This is a genomic window from Acidimicrobiales bacterium, assembly GCA_041394185.1.
Classification (GTDB): domain Bacteria; phylum Actinomycetota; class Acidimicrobiia; order Acidimicrobiales; family Poriferisodalaceae; genus JAAETH01.
On the sequence record JAWKIQ010000002.1, the window covers coordinates 202,280 to 219,955 of the forward strand.

General features: G+C 65.1%; 15 protein-coding genes. 1 reads left to right on the top strand and 14 read right to left on the bottom strand.

The window, feature by feature from the left end:
- Window positions 1–24: 24 nt before the first annotated feature.
- From R2770_08495 to R2770_08535, 9 genes are all read right to left on the bottom strand, one after another.
- Entirely contained in the window at window positions 25–819 is a 795-nt protein-coding gene (locus tag R2770_08495) for a hypothetical protein (protein MEZ5280501.1), read from the bottom strand.
- A gap of 68 nt (window positions 820–887) precedes the next feature.
- Complete coding sequence (locus R2770_08500) at window positions 888–1,481, bottom strand: HD domain-containing protein (protein ID MEZ5280502.1); 594 nt, start codon at window positions 1,479–1,481, stop codon at window positions 888–890.
- A gap of 84 nt (window positions 1,482–1,565) precedes the next feature.
- Window positions 1,566–2,954 (bottom strand): DUF4349 domain-containing protein, encoded by a 1,389-nt coding sequence (locus tag R2770_08505; GenBank protein MEZ5280503.1) that lies wholly within the window; start codon window positions 2,952–2,954, stop codon window positions 1,566–1,568.
- A 212-nt stretch (window positions 2,955–3,166) separates the two neighbouring features.
- Window positions 3,167–4,564 carry a Fe-S cluster assembly protein SufB gene (gene sufB, locus R2770_08510; GenBank protein ID MEZ5280504.1) on the bottom strand — a complete coding sequence of 466 codons (1,398 nt, stop codon included), beginning with the start codon at window positions 4,562–4,564 and terminating at the stop codon, window positions 3,167–3,169.
- A gap of 107 nt (window positions 4,565–4,671) precedes the next feature.
- Entirely contained in the window at window positions 4,672–5,655 is a 984-nt protein-coding gene (locus tag R2770_08515; GenBank protein MEZ5280505.1) for a hypothetical protein, read from the bottom strand.
- Window positions 5,656–5,722: 67 nt separating this feature from the next.
- Entirely contained in the window at window positions 5,723–6,373 is a 651-nt protein-coding gene (locus R2770_08520) for a hypothetical protein (GenBank protein ID MEZ5280506.1), read from the bottom strand.
- A gap of 73 nt (window positions 6,374–6,446) precedes the next feature.
- Window positions 6,447–8,234 (bottom strand): ABC transporter ATP-binding protein, encoded by a 1,788-nt coding sequence (locus R2770_08525; GenBank protein MEZ5280507.1) that lies wholly within the window; start codon window positions 8,232–8,234, stop codon window positions 6,447–6,449.
- Window positions 8,234–10,018, bottom strand: coding sequence for an ABC transporter ATP-binding protein (locus R2770_08530; GenBank protein ID MEZ5280508.1), 1,785 nt, complete (start codon window positions 10,016–10,018; stop codon window positions 8,234–8,236). Before R2770_08530 ends, R2770_08525 begins: the two co-directional genes overlap by 1 nt.
- Before the next feature lie 7 nt (window positions 10,019–10,025).
- Window positions 10,026–10,547, bottom strand: a complete 522-nt coding sequence (locus R2770_08535; protein ID MEZ5280509.1) for a gamma carbonic anhydrase family protein — start codon at window positions 10,545–10,547, stop codon at window positions 10,026–10,028.
- 79 nt (window positions 10,548–10,626) lie between these two features.
- Here R2770_08535 and R2770_08540 point away from each other — a divergent pair, with 79 nt between their 5' ends.
- A complete protein-coding gene (locus tag R2770_08540) occupies window positions 10,627–12,696 on the top strand; it encodes a S9 family peptidase (GenBank protein MEZ5280510.1) in 2,070 nt (689 codons plus the stop codon).
- Window positions 12,697–12,724: 28 nt separating this feature from the next.
- Here R2770_08540 and R2770_08545 read toward each other — a convergent pair whose 3' ends face one another.
- From R2770_08545 to R2770_08565, 5 genes are all read right to left on the bottom strand, one after another.
- Window positions 12,725–14,521, bottom strand: coding sequence for an AAA family ATPase (locus R2770_08545; protein MEZ5280511.1), 1,797 nt, complete (start codon window positions 14,519–14,521; stop codon window positions 12,725–12,727).
- A 103-nt stretch (window positions 14,522–14,624) separates the two neighbouring features.
- Entirely contained in the window at window positions 14,625–14,999 is a 375-nt protein-coding gene (locus R2770_08550) for a MauE/DoxX family redox-associated membrane protein (protein ID MEZ5280512.1), read from the bottom strand.
- Window positions 15,000–15,008: 9 nt separating this feature from the next.
- The gene (locus R2770_08555; protein ID MEZ5280513.1) at window positions 15,009–15,503 is read right to left on the bottom strand and encodes a flavin reductase family protein; all 495 of its coding nucleotides are present in this window, start codon (window positions 15,501–15,503) and stop codon (window positions 15,009–15,011) included.
- Between the two features lie 109 nt (window positions 15,504–15,612).
- On the bottom strand, window positions 15,613–16,353 hold the full coding sequence (locus R2770_08560; GenBank protein ID MEZ5280514.1) for an MBL fold metallo-hydrolase: 741 nt from the start codon (window positions 16,351–16,353) through the stop codon (window positions 15,613–15,615).
- A 156-nt stretch (window positions 16,354–16,509) separates the two neighbouring features.
- Window positions 16,510–17,673, bottom strand: coding sequence for a type IV pilus twitching motility protein PilT (locus tag R2770_08565; GenBank protein MEZ5280515.1), 1,164 nt, complete (start codon window positions 17,671–17,673; stop codon window positions 16,510–16,512).
- Between the last annotated feature and the right edge of the window lie 3 nt (window positions 17,674–17,676).

A 17,676-nucleotide genomic window follows, 5' to 3' on the forward strand; every position in this document is an offset into this window, starting at 1 on the left:
TTCCAAAGGGCAAACTCGCCCGTTTCACGAGCTGCCGGAGGCCAATCCCCGCTCGAAGGCACCGGCGGCGACGGTGCAGCTAGTGGCAAGCGTGTCGACCGCGAAGTCAAAGCCCTGGAGAGCTTCCTCTGGTGCCTGGGTGGTCGACAGGTCGGGCTGGCCGACGATGTCGATGGTGATCATCGACGGGTCGTGACCGGCCTGGATCAGCTGATCGCGATAGGCCCGCACGATCGCCCGCTTTGTGGTGTCGAACGCCTTGGTCATGCAGTCTGTGCTGCCGATGACGGTTTGGGCGTAGGCATATGCGGCGGGGGTCAAACCGCTGTCGTCGCTGACCCACGGGAACGCGTCGGTCAGTTTGCCCAACGTGCCCTTGTCGTAGTCGACCGAATCGAGGGTGGCGACGGTGTCGACCCGAGGTCGCTCGAAGGTGATGGCGTCGGCAGGGACGATCACCCGAACCGACCCGTCATCGCGATTGATCACCTCCACCGAACCGGCCGAGACGCATGTATCGATGTCTCCGACAACGGTCATCGACACGGTGTCGGTGCGATACACCTGGCCGGCGATCGAATGTTCCTTGCGGCCAACGATTGGCACGAGGCTGCTGATTCGAGCCCTGCAATCGAGGGCTATCGGTTCGACCGTGATGATCGTGGCCGCTTCGGGCTGGGCCACCTCGACCTCAACCGCCATGACCTGGGCGTTCTGCCATGGCCACGTCCAATCGATCAGGCCGAGCTGCCCGAAAGCGAGCAACCCAACGACGATCACCAGAGCCAGGGTCAGGCCGGTTTGGATCACCTTGTTCATCGAAGACCTCCGGTTGACGGGCGTCAACTACGCAGAGTTGACGTCCGTGACCGCCACAAAGTCGCGAATCAGGTGATAGAGCCCCCAGCCAACTCGACGAACTGGCTCACTTGTCGTCTGAACTCTTCGGTGGGCACGCCAGGACGCCTGCGTCCGAAGACGTCCAGCAGCGACTCGTAGTACCAGATCTGTTGGTCGGGGCCGGCGTTGAAGCGCTCGAACACCGCACTGCCGAAACTGCGAAGATCTGTGACCAGTGCCGAGACGTTGTGGCGCTTGTCGGCCAGCGAAACACAAAGCGTCTGGTCGGAGGCGACCTCGAGGTGGGCGAGGTAGGCCACCTTGCGATCGCGCCACGGCGGTTTGGGGCTCTGATCGGTGTCAGAACACCCGTCGACTATTGCAGCCACCCGGTCGCCGAACCGAGCTGCGACCTGTTCGAGGCTCGCTTCGGTATCTTCGACAACATCGTGCAGCACCGCCGCGATGGCGATGTCCTCGACCATATGAACCAGGGCAGGATCGGTGGCTGCGTCCTCGACGGCGAGGGCCGTAACGGCCATCAGATGGGTTATGTAAGGGATGCCCGTCGCCTTCCTCACGTGCTCCCTGTGCATGGAATGAGCCCAGACGAACGCCTGGTCGAACCTCTCGGTGAGCATCGAGATCTCCCATCTTGCACCCCGGCGAGGAGCGGGCGACCGGGGTCGGCCGATGCCACCGAAATCGGCCGACCCCGTTCCCTCCTACCCCTCGGCTTCGAGTTGCTGTGCGGGCTCGGGCCGAGGAGTCGCCGCCCGGGTGGTGCGCTGCCGGCGGCGCACCAACCAGAACACGATTGCGGCGATGATCAAGCCAGGGGTTGCGACAATCAGTCCCAAGAACACTACATAGATAACGGTTCCCGTGGTCGAGATGGTCGTCGAAACGACATCTCGGACCCCCGGAAGCGAATCGTCTGGCTCTACCGGCAGGTCGAGCTCGTCGCTGGCCGAAACTGCTTCGACACCGTCGCCCTGCACCGGTTCGACCAGGGCCGAAACCCGAGCCGACGAGCGAAGGGTCGATGCCCCACCCGCCTCGAACTGGGCATACCAGGTGGTCGACTGACCTGGCTCGAGCCGGCGGGTGAGATCGCCCACCGGTTCGATACGCGTGCGACGAGGAAGGTTCGGGTCGGCCACCTCGATGTCGGTCAAGGCAACGTCGCCGGTGTTGGAGACCAGGTAGCACAGCGTCACCTCGTCGCCCTCGGTCAGGTCCGGAAAGTCACCAGAAGCACAACTGCGCCCATCGTCGTGTTGCACGTAGGCCGAAACCTCGATCAACAATCCAGACGATGGTGCCTCGGGAACCCGCTCCTCGATGGTCAGGGTGATCGTGGCCAGCGACACGGCCTGCTGGATCGTGCGCAGCTGGCCCCGCAACAGCTCGAGGTCGGTCTCACGCTGCTGAAGCTCGCGCTCCATGGCCGCAACCTGGTCGAGCGTGGCTGCGTTGTCCAGGAATCCACGCAGTCGCTCGACGCTGGCCTCTGCGGTGACGATTCGGCTCTCGAGGTCTACGACCCGTTCGGTCACGTCCTCGGCCGAGACGGTCTGGTCGCGGAGTTCGCCGATCTCGCCAATTCGCGCCAGCGCCTCGCCGAAGTCCTCGGGCCTGACCTTGATGACCAGAACGGTTCGAGGTCGCGGGTCCACTGTGGTCTGTTGCCCGAACACCAAGCCGCCCAGAGGAGCAATGGCGTCTACAGCCGCCTTTCCGGCCGCCGCCACGTCATCGGTCTCGACGGTGACGAATGCGGTGAAGACGATGTCGCGGCCCAAATCGGCAGGGGTCAGCGAAGTCTGAGCACCCGATCCGGCCCCCAGATCGCCGCCGGATTGACTGTCGGAGTCCTGGGCGACCTCGGCTGCCTGGGTGGTGGCCGTCGTAGGAGCAATCGTCGTTTCGGCAGCCGTTTCGACCGAGTCGGCCGCTTCGTCGAACTCGGCGGAACCCGAGGATTCACCCGCGTCGTCAACGGCGATACCCGAGCTCGAGTCGTCAGAATCGTCACTGTTGCCGCATGCCGCAACGATCAGCGTCGCTGCCAGGATGAGTGCGGCCGCCCGCCACACGCTTCTCATCAACATCTCGGAACCTCCCAGTTCGGAGGCTCGGACGGTTCCGGCCGGGCCGCTGGTTCCCGGCGAGGCGCACTGTCACCAAACAGCCACAAGGCCGACACGGGTGTCACGGAGACGCAACAACAAGCCGCCGAAGGCAAACCACCGAGGTGCCACCCCGGACGCTGGGCGAGCCGGGTGGTGGCACCTCTCCTCGGGGAGGATCGCTTGTGGGCCGATCAGCCGATCGAGCCCTCCATCTGCAGCTCGATCAGACGGCTCCACTCGACGGCATATTCCATGGGCAAGGTACGCGTGACCGGCTCGATGAAACCGTTGACGATCATGCCCATGGCCTGCTCTTCGGTGAGACCGCGGCTGCGCAGATAGAACAACTGCTCGTCTGCCACCCGCGACACCGTGGCCTCGTGGCCGATGTTGGCGTCGCGCTCGCCGATCTCCTGGTAGGGGTAGGTATCGGAGCGGCTGATCTCGTCCAGCAACAACGCGTCGCACTGAACATGGCTCTTGGAGCCGGCGGCACCGTCTTCGACCCTGACCAGGCCGCGATAGGTGGTGCGACCGCCGTCCTTGCTGATCGATTTGGAGACGATCTTCGAGGTCGTCTCGGGAGCGGCGTGAACCATCTTGGCGCCTGCGTCCTGGTGCTGGCCGGCGCCTGCGTAGGCGACCGACAAGACCTCACCCGAGGCCTTGGGGCCCATCAGGTACACAGCCGGGTACTTCATCGTGAGCCTGCTGCCGATGTTGCCATCGATCCACTCGACGTGGGCACCCTCGTAGGCGACCGCTCGCTTGGTGACCAGGTTGAACACGTTGGGCGACCAGTTCTGGATGGTCGTGTAGGTGATGCGACCGTGGTCCTTGGCAACCAGCTCGACAACCGCCGAGTGCAAAGAGTCGGAGGTGTAAACCGGCGCCGAGCACCCCTCGATGTAGTGCACCTTGGCGCCCTCGTCGGCGATAATCAGGGTGCGCTCGAACTGGCCCATGTTCTCGGCGTTGATGCGGAAGTAAGCCTGCAGGGGCATCTCGACTTCGACGCCGGGTGGCACATAGATGAACGACCCGCCAGACCAAACCGCCGAGTTGAGAGCGGCGAACTTGTTGTCGCCCGGCGGGATGATGGTGCCGAAATAGGCCCGTACGATGTCGGGGTACTCGCGAACGGCGGTGTCCATGTCGGTGAACAGCACGCCCTGCTCTTCGAGGTCTTCGCGGTTCTTGTGATAGACGACCTCTGACTCGTACTGGGCGGTCACGCCCGCCAAGTACTTGCGCTCGGCCTCGGGGATGCCGAGCTTTTCGTAGGTGTCCTTCACCGACTGGGGCAGCTCTTCCCACTTGTCGACCTGATGGTCTGTGGGCTTGATGTAGTAGAAGATGTCGTCGAAGAAGATCTCCGACATGTCTCCACCCCAGTTGGGCATGGGCTTGCGCTTGAAGATCTCGTACGAGCGCAGCCGGAAGTCGCGCATCCAGTCTGGCTCGCCCTTCATCCACGACATCTCGCGGATGAGGTCTTCGTCGAGACCCCTGCGCGGCTTGAACACGTAGTCCTCTACGTCGCTCCAGCCGAGCTGGTAGCGGCTGAGGTCGATGCCGATGTCGGTCATCTCGGATCACGCCCTTCTGCGGTAGGCCGAATAAGCAGCGAATTTCTACTACGCAGATAGTAACAATCCAAGAGGCGAATCCCACCCTGGCCCGACGTTGCGAGGGGTCACTTGAGTGACAGATAACCGGGCACCCGGTCGTGTGGGGTGTCGAGGTAGACCTTGGCTTCTGGCGACTGCCCGAATCGACCGTGGCTCCAGCGGATCTGAACGTGGCCCTCGACCCCCAGATCGTCTCCGAGTTCGTGATCGCGAACCCCGGCCCTCCACCCCACGCGGGGCTGGCCCGCATCCTCACCCCAGCATTCGAAGTCCCTGAACTCGAATCGACGGCGCCAGTCCCACGGCGTGGTCACCCTCACCCGCAACGACTGATCGCCCGCACTGCCCAGGATGAAATAAGGAGCAGAGCCGATGCGCAGCAACCGCCACAGCATGGCCTCGCGCTTTCGTTTGGACGAAAGCGACGCGCGCCACTTCGCAGCGGACGACCGGCCCACCTCGAGGCTCATTTCGCGGTAGGCCGCCACACAATCGTCCGACCAATCGTCGAGAGCCGACCGCAACCGCGCCCGGTGATGCTTGGCCAGATCGGTGACGAAGGCCGGCAGGTCGTTGCCGACCACGTGTTCGCGCGCCTTCTCATAGAGGTTCTGGTGTTGTGCCGGAGCCACCTCGTCGAACCAGTCGCCCGATGGGCTGCGGCTCTCGAACAGCTGGCTGGGGGCGGCGTTCAACAAGATCTTGCTGGCGTACTTGCACGACACGAGATAGACGTGGTCGACCCGCAGGTCGACGGGCACGGGCTCTGAGCCGGGCGCCTTGTGCCCGCCCTTCCACTCGATCGATATCGGGGGCCTACGCCGCAGACCTTCGTCGCTGCCCAAGAACACCTGACCGTTGCGCCATGCGCCTGCGGCGTCCACGCGGTGGCGGGGCTCGTCGACGGCCATCACCACTCGGTTCCAGGTCGTCAGCGGCACATCCGACATCTCGCGGGGTCGGCGAACCAGCGCCCGCTCGAGCGAGTCGTAGCCGAGCATGCCGAGCCCGGTGACGATTTCGGTTATCTCGGTACGGATCGAAGGCAAGTGCAAACCCGGTTCGTAGCGCCGGCACGAATTGGCGGCGACGACCCGAAGGTACCCGGTGCGCGCCTCAGCCGAAGCTGATGACGACCGACACGATCAGACGCTGGCCGGCGCGCACCGTCAGCGGCGCCAGGTCCGCGGCGGTGAAGTCTGCCTCCGACAGCGTGGCGGCAGTACCCAGCGCGGTGTCGAGCCTGCACCGCTCGACGCCGACGCCGGCCGGACACGAGAACTGCTGGCTGCGCACCGAGTCGATGGTGCCGTCGGCCTCGACGACCAACGATCCGTCGAGCCTCAGCTTTCCATCACCGACCTCGACCACCAGATCGGACGAACCGCCCGCCCACGGCACGGCCCCTGGAGTGTGGATGAAGCAACCGCCACCGTCGGATGTGCAGAACCTCGGCGAACTACCCGACAGGGCTATGGCCCACAGCCCCGCGACTTCCTCGCCGCTGATGAGCCGGGCGATCGTGTCGGCACCCGAATCGGTCAGATCGTTCGTAAATCGCACGGTCTGCACGATCTCGCCTCGCTCGGCCACGCGCAGGCTCCAGGTTCCGTGCACGGCCACCTGTTCGGTCAAGGCATCGGTGCCCGGCCCCCAGTCGCTGGTGGCCTCGAGCACAGATCCGTTGCCGAGCGCGACCGCAGCGCTCGACCCGACCATGGCCGAGAGCGCCAGCACCAAGAAGACGACTCGCGAGAACCTTCTCACCCGATTCCAGTCGGCAAGACGGCGCGCACATGCAAGCGTTTGCCACAAACGGTTCAGCACCACAAACGGGAGGTCAGACGGGGTTTTGTGAGCCGATCCAGGTCGAGTAGAGGCTGGCGTATCGGCCGCCCAGCGACATGAGCTGGTCGTGGGTGCCCAACTCGACGAGCCTGCCGTCGTCGACTACGCCGATGCGGTCGCAGCGAGCGGCCGTGGTGAGGCGATGGGCGATGACGATGGTGGTTCGGTCGGCCATCAGCGCGTCCATAGCTGCTTCGACGACGGCCTCGGTGCCAGGGTCGAGCGACGATGTCGCCTCGTCCAGTATCAAGACGCCAGGATCGACCAAGGCCGCCCGCGCCAGCGACACCAGTTGGCGTTCGCCGGCCGACAGGCGAGACCCGCGCTCGCGAACTTCGGTGTCGATTCCGTCGTCGAGCGCCTCGAAGCGGTCGAGAACCCCGATGCGGCCAAGCGCAGCTTCGATCTCGGCGTCGGTGGCCGACGAGCGAGCGACCCGGATGTTGTCGCGTACGGTGCCGCCGAAGAGGTGCCCCTCCTGAGGAACCGCAACGATGCGCTCGCGCAGCGACTCGAAACTGGCTTCGGTGAGGTCGACGCCCCCATACGCGATGCGACCCTTGGTGGGGTCATAGAGCCTGGCGACCAGCTTGGCCAACGTCGACTTGCCCGCGCCCGTGGGCCCCACCAGTGCGATGCGTTCACCCTCGGCTATCGAGAGATCGATGTCGGAGAGCACGACCTTGCCATTGGGGTAGGCGAACGACACACCCTCGACGTCGACCCGGCCGCGACGCGCCAACTCGACCGGTGCCGCCGACTCGGGTACGTCGACCGGCTCGTCGAGCAGTTCGTAGAGCTTGTGCAGACTGGCTCCGGCCGACTGGATCATGTTGAACAACTGGCTCAGCTGCTGCACGGGCTCGAACAGGTTCTGGAGCAAGAGCACGAAGGCGACCACGGTGCCGATGGAGATCTGGCCGTCCTTGGCCATCCAGCCGCCGATGGCGATGACCAGGGCGGTTGTACCGACACCGGACATGTCGACGATGGGCAGGTACCACGACGCCACCTTCGTCGACTCCATGTGCGATCGATACAGCCGCTGGTTGACCTCGTGGAAACGGTCGGCGTCGACCCGGTTGCGCGAGTAGGCCTGGATCACACGGACCCCGGCCAGGCCCTCCTGCAGTTGAGACAGCATCGAACCGATGGCATCGCGAACGGCCAGATAGGCGTCGTTGGAGTCGCGGCGGAACTTGCGGCTGGCGAAATAGAGCAGCGGCACAGACACCAGGCACACCAGAGCCAGCTGCCAGCTGAGGAACACCAGGACTATGCCGACCACCATGAGCAGCAGCGCGTTGGCCACGAACATCTGGAGGCCGAACTGAACGACCTCGGCCAGCGAGTCGATGTCGGACGTCATGCGCGACACGATGATGCCGGCCTTCTCGCGGTCGTAATAGGGCATCGACAACCGCAGCAGGTGCGAAAAGACTCGGCGCCTGAGGTCGCGCAAGAAGTTCTCTCCGACCTCGGCGATGCCGAGAATGGCCGCACGCCAGAGGAAGTAGTTGACGCACGCGATCGCCACGTAGGCGACGATGGTGCGATTCAGCACGTCGCGATCGCCGGCGTCGATGGCGTCGATAGCGCGTCCGAACAAGACGGGCAGCAACACCAACAGGCCGGTCCACACGGTCAGCAGCACGGCCGACACCACGGCCTTGCGCCTGTAGGGACGGATGCGCCTGGCAGTGCCCTTCAAGACGTGCTTGGCCGCGTCGAGGTCGAGCTTGTCGTCGGCGTCGACACCAGCTGCCATCCACCCGGCCATCAGCCACCACCCGCAACGGTCGAGTCGTCGATGGCACCCTGAGCCAGCACCTGTCTGTACAACTCGCTGGTGTCGACCAACTCGGCGTGGGTTCCGCTGGCGGCGACACGCCCTTCGGCCAACAACACGACCCGGTCGGCGAGCGCGATCGTGGCCGGACGATGAGCGATGACGATCGTGGTTCTGGCGGTCATGGCGTCGCGAAGGGCGTCTCGGATCTCGTGTTCCTTGGTGGGGTCGACGGCCGACGTGGCGTCGTCGAGGATCAACACCCTGGGGTCGGCAGCGATCGCGCGGGCGATCGCTATTCGTTGGCGCTGGCCACCCGACAGCGAGAACCCGCGCTCGCCGATGACCGTGTCGTATCCGTGCGCCAGGCCCTGGATGAACTCGTCGGCGCCTGCCAGCTGGGCGGCTTGCTTGACGACCTCGAAGTCGGCGTCGGGCACACCGAACGCGATGTTGTCGCGAACCGACGCCGCGAACAGGAAGGTCTCCTCGAAGACCAGGCCGACGGCTCGCCTGAGCTCGTCGATGTCGATCTCGCGGATGTCGACGCCGTCGAGGCGGATCGAGCCCTGGTCGACGTCGTAGAAGCGGGGCAACAGGCGAGCGATGGTGCTCTTGCCCGAACCGGTGGCGCCCACGATTGCGATCGACTCGCCCGGACCGATCTCGAGCTCGAACCCATCAAGCACGGCTTCGGTGCCATATCCGAACGAGACACCAGAGAACGAGACCCTGCCGACCTCGACCGAACCGCGGTCGGGCAGATGTTTGGGCGAGGGCGGCGACGCTATGGCCACCGGCGAGTCGAGCAACTGTGCGATGCGAGCCCCCGCCGCCGTGGCTCGCTGGAAGTTCGCAACGATCATGCCGAGCATGCGCAGGGGTTGGATCAACAGAACGACGTAGATGTTGAACAGAACCAGTTCGCCCACCTCGAGGTCGCCGTTCAGAACCTTGTTGCCGCCGAATGCCAGCACTGCGATGAGGCCGATGTTTGGCACCACCTCGAGCGCGGGAAGGAAGTTGGCCCTGGCCCGCGCCGCTCGAAGCGAGGCGCTGCGAACGTCGTCGGCCTCGGTGGCCAGCGCGTCGAAGCGGATCTGCTCGGCCCCGAAACCCTTGACCACCCGAATTCCCGAGACGGTCTCCTCCACGACCGACGCCAGCTGAGCCGACTCTTCCTGCACCGCCATCAGCGCCGGATGAAGGGTCTGGGAGAACTTGCGTCCGAAGTAGTTGGCCAGCGGCAAACCGACCAGCGCAGCAAGGGCCAACTGCCAGTCGAGCACCAACAACACGATCGTGGCCAACACGACGGTCAGCAGGTTCGCGAACGTGATCGGCAGCATCGTGACGAAGTTCTGGAACTGCTGCAGATCGGTGTTGCCACGACTCATCAGCTGACCGGTCTGGTGTGTGTCGTGGTAGGCGAACTGGAGGCGAAGGGCGTGCTCGTAGACCCTGTCGCGGAGGTCGGCCTCGACCGCGCGGGCGTTTTGGAAGGCTATGTATCGCCTGGCTCCGGTTGCTACCGCCGAAACCAGGCCGGCACCGGCTATGGCCAGACCCCACATGGTCAGCGAGTCGTCGCCCCTGATGCCCCGGTCGATGGCACGCTGGATCAACAAGGGCACGGTTACCTTGGCGACCGTCCAGACGACGCCCACGAACATGCCGAGGGCTATGCCTCGGCGGTGGCGCCACATTCCTTCCCTGAGGAGTTGCCAGCCCCGGATTCGTCCCTCTGGAGCTGGCTTGGGTTGCTCGGAGTTCAAGTGCTGATCACCCGATTCGCTGGAGTAGTTCTCGGTATCTCTCGCCGCGCTCGACGTAGCTCTGGGCCCCCGGCACGATGAGCACGTCGGGGTCGACGGCGTCGGGCCGAATCTTGGCGGGCACCCCGAGCGCCATGGCCCGAGCGGGCACGACCATTCCGCCTGGCACCAGGGCGTTGGCCCCCACGAGGGCCCCAGATTCGACAACTGCGGCGTGCAGAACCGTGCTGTTCGAGCCAACGAGTGCACCGTCGCGTATATCGCACGCTTCGAGGTGGGCGCAGTGGCCAACGGTGCAGTCGTCGCCGACGATGGTCGGAATCTCGAGTGTGGTGTGGATGACCGCGCCGTCCTGAATCGAGGTGCGAGCGCCGATCCTGATGAATCCGTCGTCGCCTCTCAGAACCGCAAACGGCCACACGGTCGACTGGGGACCGATGGTGACACTGCCTATGACAACCGCCTCTGGATGGATGTACGCGGTGGGGTGGATGTCGGGCGTCTGGTCGCCCAAGGCGTAAATGGCCATCGGAGCAACCTACCCGAATCGGGTACCGGCTCCCTACCCCGCCGGGTGCGGTTGGACGATCGCCAGCTAGCGTTTCGCGATGCCCACGAACCCGAACGAGCAAGCCGAGCCGCGCGCGCCCCAGCGCCCCCACACCAGGCAGATCCACGGAACGATCACCGAGGATCCGTGGTTCTGGCTGCGCGATCGCAACGACCCCCAGACCATCGAGTATCTGGAGGCCGAGAACGCCTTCGCCGATGCCCAGATGGGCCACCTCGACGCTCTGGCGGACCGCCTGTTCGAGGAGATCAAGGGGCGGGTGAAAGAAACCGACATGAGCGTGCCGGTTCGCAAGGGTCCGTGGTGGTATGTCGGGCGCACCGAAGAGGGCAAGCAATACCCGATTCACACCCGCCGAGCCGACATCGACGGCAGCCCGGCCGATGAAGAGCAGATCTTGCTGGACGAGAACGAGCTGGCGGCAGATTCTGACTATTTGGCCGTGGGTGACCTGCTGGTGAGCCCCGACCACCGCTTGCTCGCGTACACGTTCGACTTCGACGGCGACGAGAAATACGAGCTGCGCATCGTCGACCTGGAGACGGGCGAAACCCTGGCGGATCAGGCACAAGAGTTGACCTATGGGCTTGCATGGTCTGGCGACTCATCGACGATCTTCTACACCCTGGCCGACGAGATGCAGCGCTCGGATCGGGTTGTGCGCCACACGATCGGTACCCCCGTGGAACGAGACGAGGTCGTCTTCCACGAGACCGACGACCGTTTCTGGGTGGGCCTGGGCGCAACCCGATCGGAACGGTTCATCGTCATCTCCAGCGAGTCCAAGACCACTTCGGAGGTCAGCATCATCGACGCCGACGACCCCACGTCGGCTCCGCGGATCATCGAGCCTCGACGCCAAGACCACGAATACAAGGTCGAACACCACGGCGAGCGATTCCTCATCTTGTCCAACCACGAGGCACCCGATTTCAGGATGTTCGAGGCCCCGATCCACTCGCCGTCGATGCCGAACTGGACCGAGATCATGGCCCACGAACCCGGCGTGCGACTCGACGACGTCGATGCCTTCGAGGGCCACATCGTCATCACCAGGCGCCGAGACAACGTTCCCCAGGTCACGGTGTGGACCCTTCGAGACGGGTCGATGACAGACCTGGAGTTTCCCGAGCCGATCTTCGAGACCGGAGGATCTGGCAACGCAGAGTTCGACTCGACCGTCTATCGCTTCGGGTACGCGTCGATGGTGACCCCCAGCTCGATCTATGAACAAGACCTGGTCACCGGCGAGCGAACACTGCTGAAGCAACAGGAAGTTCTGGGCGGCTACGACGCACACCAGTACGTCACCGAACGGCTCTGGGCGCCCGCTTCAGACGGAACCCATGTGCCGGTCAGCGTGGTGCGCCACCGCGACACCCCAGTCGACGGTTCGGCGCCGTGTGTGCTGTACGGCTACGGCTCTTATGAGGTCGTCTTGCCCGCGGCGTTCTCGTCGAATCGGCTGTCTTTGCTGAACCGGGGCGTGGTGTACGCCATGGCGCACGTTCGCGGCGGGGGCGAGTTGGGGCGGGCCTGGTACGACCAGGGTCGCCTGGCCGACAAGATCAACTCGTTCACCGACATGATCACCGCGGTCGACCACCTCGAGAAGTCGGGCTGGGCCGCACCTGGCCGAATCGTCATCAGGGGCGGATCGGCAGGCGGGCTGTTGGTCGGAGCGGTCATGAACATGATCCCCGACCGGTTGGCCGGCGTCGTCGCCGAGGTGCCGTTCGTCGACAACGTCAACACGATGCTCGACCCCACCCTGCCGCTGACCATCGGCGAGTACGAGGAGTGGGGAAACCCCGAAGAACCCGAACCGTTCGGCTGGATGTCTCACTACTCGCCCTACGAGAACGTCGGCGCCGTCGACTACCCGCCCGTGTACGCCACCGCCGGACTGAACGACCCGCGGGTTTCGTATTGGGAGCCGGCGAAATGGATCGCAAAGCTCAGGACAACAGCCGTCGGCCGCCGCAGGTTCATCCTGAAGACCGAGATGGGCGCCGGCCACGGAGGCCCCTCGGGCCGCTACGACGCGTGGCGCGACGAGGCGCGCATCCAGGCGTTCGTGCTGGACGTCCTGGGGCTGGCCGACTGAGCAAGCGAAACGACGACGCCGCCGAAGGTCAGCCCCCTACCGCTGGTGTTCCGGTCAGGTCGATCACCGGCTCGCCGGCGATTCGGACCTGGCGGATGACGTCGAGAATCTCCTCGCCGATCAGCTCTTCGCGTTCCAACAGAGCGTCACGCAGCGCCTCGACCATGTCTCGGTTGGCCTCGAGCAGTTCGTCGACACGAGCCTTCGAGGCCTGCAAGATCTCCTCCACCGAGTCACGCCCGGCGTCGGATGCCAGAACCTTGGCGGTGAGGTCGGCCCCATTGCCCATGTTCGCGGCCTCCAGCGACATCAACCGACCGCCCATACCCAGCGCTCCGACCATGGTGGCCGCGGCCTTGGTGGCTGCTGCAAGGTCGCCCGAGGGGCCGCTGCCCGACTCGCCGAACCAGAGCTCCTCTGCGACCATTCCGCCGAACGCGATGTCGATGCGGGCCTCGATCTCGCTGCGGGTCTGGGTGAAGCGCTCTTCCTCGTCGCTGTGGGCCAGCAGGCCCAGGGCGTCGCGGCGCTTGATGATGGACAACACCTCGAGCTTGCGGCCCGCACCCACCAGGTGGGCGACGGTCGCATGGCCGGCCTCGTGCGTTGCGATGGTGCGGCGCTCGGCCTCGGTGTAGACGACCCGCTCGGTGAGCCCCAACTCCTCGGTCATCTTGGCCTGCTGAACATCGTCCCAGCTGAGGGCATCTCCGCCGCGCCTGAGGGCCCACACCAACGCCTCGTCGAAGAGGTGCTCGATCATCACGGGCGAGTAGCCCATGGTCATCGCGGCCAGGGTGTTGCGCCGCTCGACGTCGTCTAGTTCTGCGGTGTGGGCCTTGCGGTCGAGGTAGAAGTCGATGATGTCGCGCCGTCCCGGCCTTCCGGGAAGCCCGAAGTACACAGACCTGTCGAAGCGACCCGGTCGCAGCAACGCCGGATCGAGATCGCTGGCTCGGTTGGTGGCGCCCACGACCAGGATGTTCGCGGCCGCCGCGCGGCGCTTGCTCAGCTGGCGGTGCGAAGGCAGCACTCGGTTGACCCTGTCGATGACCGCATTGACCATGCGGGTTCCCAGAGGGGGTTCGTCGAAGCTCTGCAGCTGGATCAGCAGCTCGTTGACAACGCCGGTGATGCCCTCGCCGCGGCCACCACCCATGCCGCTGCGGGCTGCGCCGATGGCGTCGATCTCTTCGATGAACCCGATGGCGCCGCCCTCCTTGCGAGCGGCCTTGCGCAGGGCTTTGAAGTACGAACGGATCTTGCGGTTGGTCTGGCCGTAGTACATCGACTGGAAAGCCGACGACGACACGAACAGGAACGGAACGCCGGCCTCGTTGGCCATCGCCTTGGCCATATAGGTCTTGCCGGTTCCGGGAGGGCCCTCGAACAAGATCGCCCGACGAGGCGTGCCGCCCATGCGGTCGCGGAAGGTCTTGTGGGCCAAGAACAGGTTCAGGGTCTTGACCACCTCGTCACGGACGGTGTCGAGGCCCTTGACGTCGTCGATCGTGGTGTCGATCTCGCTGGGGTGATAGGTGACGTGAGGCGAGCGGCCCGCGGCCAACAACGGCGCCAGGACGGCGACGCCCAGGATGCACACCAGCACGATGCCGAACATGTACTCGCCGGCGATCGGAAACGACGGCAGGCCAGGCCACACCGGCTGGTCGGTCAGTACCCGCCACCACGCCCAGCCGGCCGCCAGTGCCAGCACGAACGCAATACGAGCGACCCGCCCCTGCCTGGTGCGCTCGCGGGTGGCGGCGACGTCGACCAGGGCGTCCGACAGAACTGTCGATTGCGACAGGCGGCTCAGTTCCACGATGGTTCCTCCAGGCTCAACTGCGGAAAGTGCTTGAACACCACTCTCCGTGGTTGCACCACCATAGAACGTCGGCCGTCCGGGCGCCAGGGTCGGTTGTGGATCAGGTGTTGAAGACGACCGTGGCCACGGCCAAGGCCATGAGTGCGCCATTGCGAACCAACGACGCAGGGCCCACCGGCCGCGACGACCAAGACCCGAAACACGAACACGACGGAGGGTCGGGACGACCGATCGCCAACGCCAACAGGGCCGAGAACACCAGCAGCAGCACGATGCTGAAGGCCGCGGCGGCCACCACCCCCACACCCACGACCAGCGCCAGACCCAAAGCGACCTCGACCGGAGCCACCACGGGCACCGACCACGACGGGGCACCCAACGCTCGGGCGGCTACGGGCCACGCCGGGTCGCGCAGCTTCAGCACGCCCGAGAACAAGAACACCGCCCCCAGGACGACCGAAGTAGCAAAGGCCACCAGTAGGCCTCAGTGGGCGTCGAACGTGCCGAGCGCACCCTTGAAGAACACCAGCGGACCATCGTCGGCGCCCGACACCGCCAGCGACCTCACCGCGCCCACGACGATGTCGTGGTCACCGGCCGGATGGATGGCGTCGATGTCGCAGTCGATCCAGCCGAGCGAGCCCTCGATGATCGGCGACCCGCTGCCCGCGGCGCGCCAAGCGACGTCGGCAAACTTGTCTTCCGAGCGCGAAGCGAACACGCCGCACACGTCGCCTTGGTGGGCCGACAAGATGTTGGCGCAGAACGAACCCGACGCCTTGATCTGGGCCCAGGTTGCCGAATCTCGAGTCGGCAACCAGGCGACCAGCGCCGGCTCGAGAGACACCGAAGTGAACGACCCGATGGTCATGCCCACGGGCTGGTCGCCCGCCATGCCGGTGACGACGGTCACGCCGGTCGGGAAGTGACCGAGCGTCGACCTGAACTCCGCCGGATCGATCTTGCCTGCCTCGCTCACGTGTGTCTCCTAGCTATGTGGCGCATCGCCCCCAGGCACACAGCCGAGGACTCCGAACGCACAGAGACTAGAAGAAACCACACCGGCGACAGGCAAGCCGCCTCGGCGACTACTGGCCGACCTGAACCGTCATGCCCTCTACGGCCAAGAACACTTCGACCCCCAGCTCGGCGGCATCGCCTTCGAGCCCCGCGGCGATGTCCTCCAGCTGGTCGTCGTCGTGAGCAGGGTCGTGGTGAAACAGGGCCAGCCGCTTGGCTCCAGCGGCCTTGGCGACCTCGAGCGCATAACGCGGAGTGCAGTGGCCCCAATCGGACTTGGCGGTGAACTCGGCCGGAGTGAACTGAGCGTCGTGGATCAGCAGGTCGACACCCGACACCAACTCGATCACCTCGGGGTCTTGCGAGAAGTCGAGAGGCTGTTGGTGATCTGGGATGTAGGCCACCGAAGCTCCCCCGAAATCGATGCGGTACCCGTTGGTGGGTCCCGGGTGCGGAATGCGACGTGCCGTCACCAGCACCTGACCGACCTCGATCGAAGCCCGGTCGAGTTCGTCTACCACGACCTCACCGGGCAGGTCGTCGACGGTCACCGGAAAGAAGGGTGGCCTGACGAACGACACGAGAACGTCGTGCAGCGGCCCTTCCTCCTGGGGCGGCCCGTAGATGTGGGCATTGGCGCCCGGCCGCAGGAGCGGCGAGAAGAACGGAAGCCCCTGGACGTGGTCCCAGTGCAGATGGGTCAACAACATGACGCCGTCGAAGGGGCCGTCGAAGGTCTTGGCGTAGCCGAGCAGCCCGGTGCCAAGGTCGAGCAGTATGGGAGGTGTGCCGGGCGCGGCCACAGACACACAAGAGGTGTTACCGCCGCAACCGATGTGAGACCGCGACGAACACGGGGTCGAGCCTCGTACACCGTGAAAGGTGACGCGCATGTGGTCTCTCACAAGCCCCCTCGGTCTCCGCAACGATCCTGAGCGAACCTAAGTCGCCCGAGACACATTCGGTCAAGAGACACCCGTCACACCGTTGAGGTGCCCCAGAAGGTCGTCGCGGTGGTTGCCGCGGTGATCCAAGACGCCCGCACGCTCCATCGCCACGCGCAGATCGTGGGGCCGAGACGCAGCGCTCATCGCCGCCTCGACCGTGATCAGGCGGCGCGACACCAGGTCGGCCAGCCCCTGGTCGAACGTCTGCATGCCGTAGTAGTCGCCCTCGGCGATCAGGTCGGCCAAGCTGGCCGTGGCCTCCATATCGACAATGGCCTGAGCCACCCTGCCCGTCACCACCATGGCTTCGGTCACCGGAACGCGCCCCTCACCGTTTGCTGCCGGCACCAACCGCTGACCCAGCGTTCCGCGCAGCGCCGACGCCAGGGTCGCCCTCACCTGGCGGTGCTGCTGGTGTGGGAAGAACTCGATGATTCGATTGACCGTCTCGGACGCGTCGGTCGTGTGCATCGAAGACAAGACGAGGTGGCCTGTTTCCGCGGCTTGCAGCGCGGCGTTGACCGTCTCGGGGTCGCGCATCTCGCCCACCAGGATCACGTCGGGGTCTTGGCGCAGGGCCGCCCTCATGGCGGTTGCGAACGACTTCGAATCCAGGCCGATTTCGCGCTGGTTGATCGATGCCCGCTTGTCACGGTGCAAGATCTCGATCGGGTCCTCGATGGTGACGATGTGACAGTTGCGGGTCGAGTTGATGTGGTCGACCATCGCCGCCAGGGTCGTCGTCTTGCCAGAACCGGTAGGGCCCGTCACCAACACGAGGCCGCGGGGTTCGTCGGCCAACCGTTGAACAACTCGGGGCAGGCCGAGTTCGGCTATCGAATCGACCCCGTAGGTGACGTGGCGCAACACCAGGCCCACAGAACCGCGCTGGCGAAACGTGTTGACCCTGAAGCGACCGACCTTCGGGTCGGAGAACGCGAAGTCGGCGTCGCCCACCTCGGCGAAGCGACCCTTGACGTGATCGGGCATGATCGCATCGACCATCGACATCGTGTCGTTGGGCGACAAGCGGTCTTCGGATTTCACCGCATAGAGCTGACCGTTTATGCGCATCTTGGGCTTGGAACCCACCTTCAGGTGTATGTCGGAGGCCCCTACCTCGACAGCGCGCCGAAGCAGGGCATCGAGAAGGTTGCGAAGATCCTCGTGCGAGCGGCTCACACA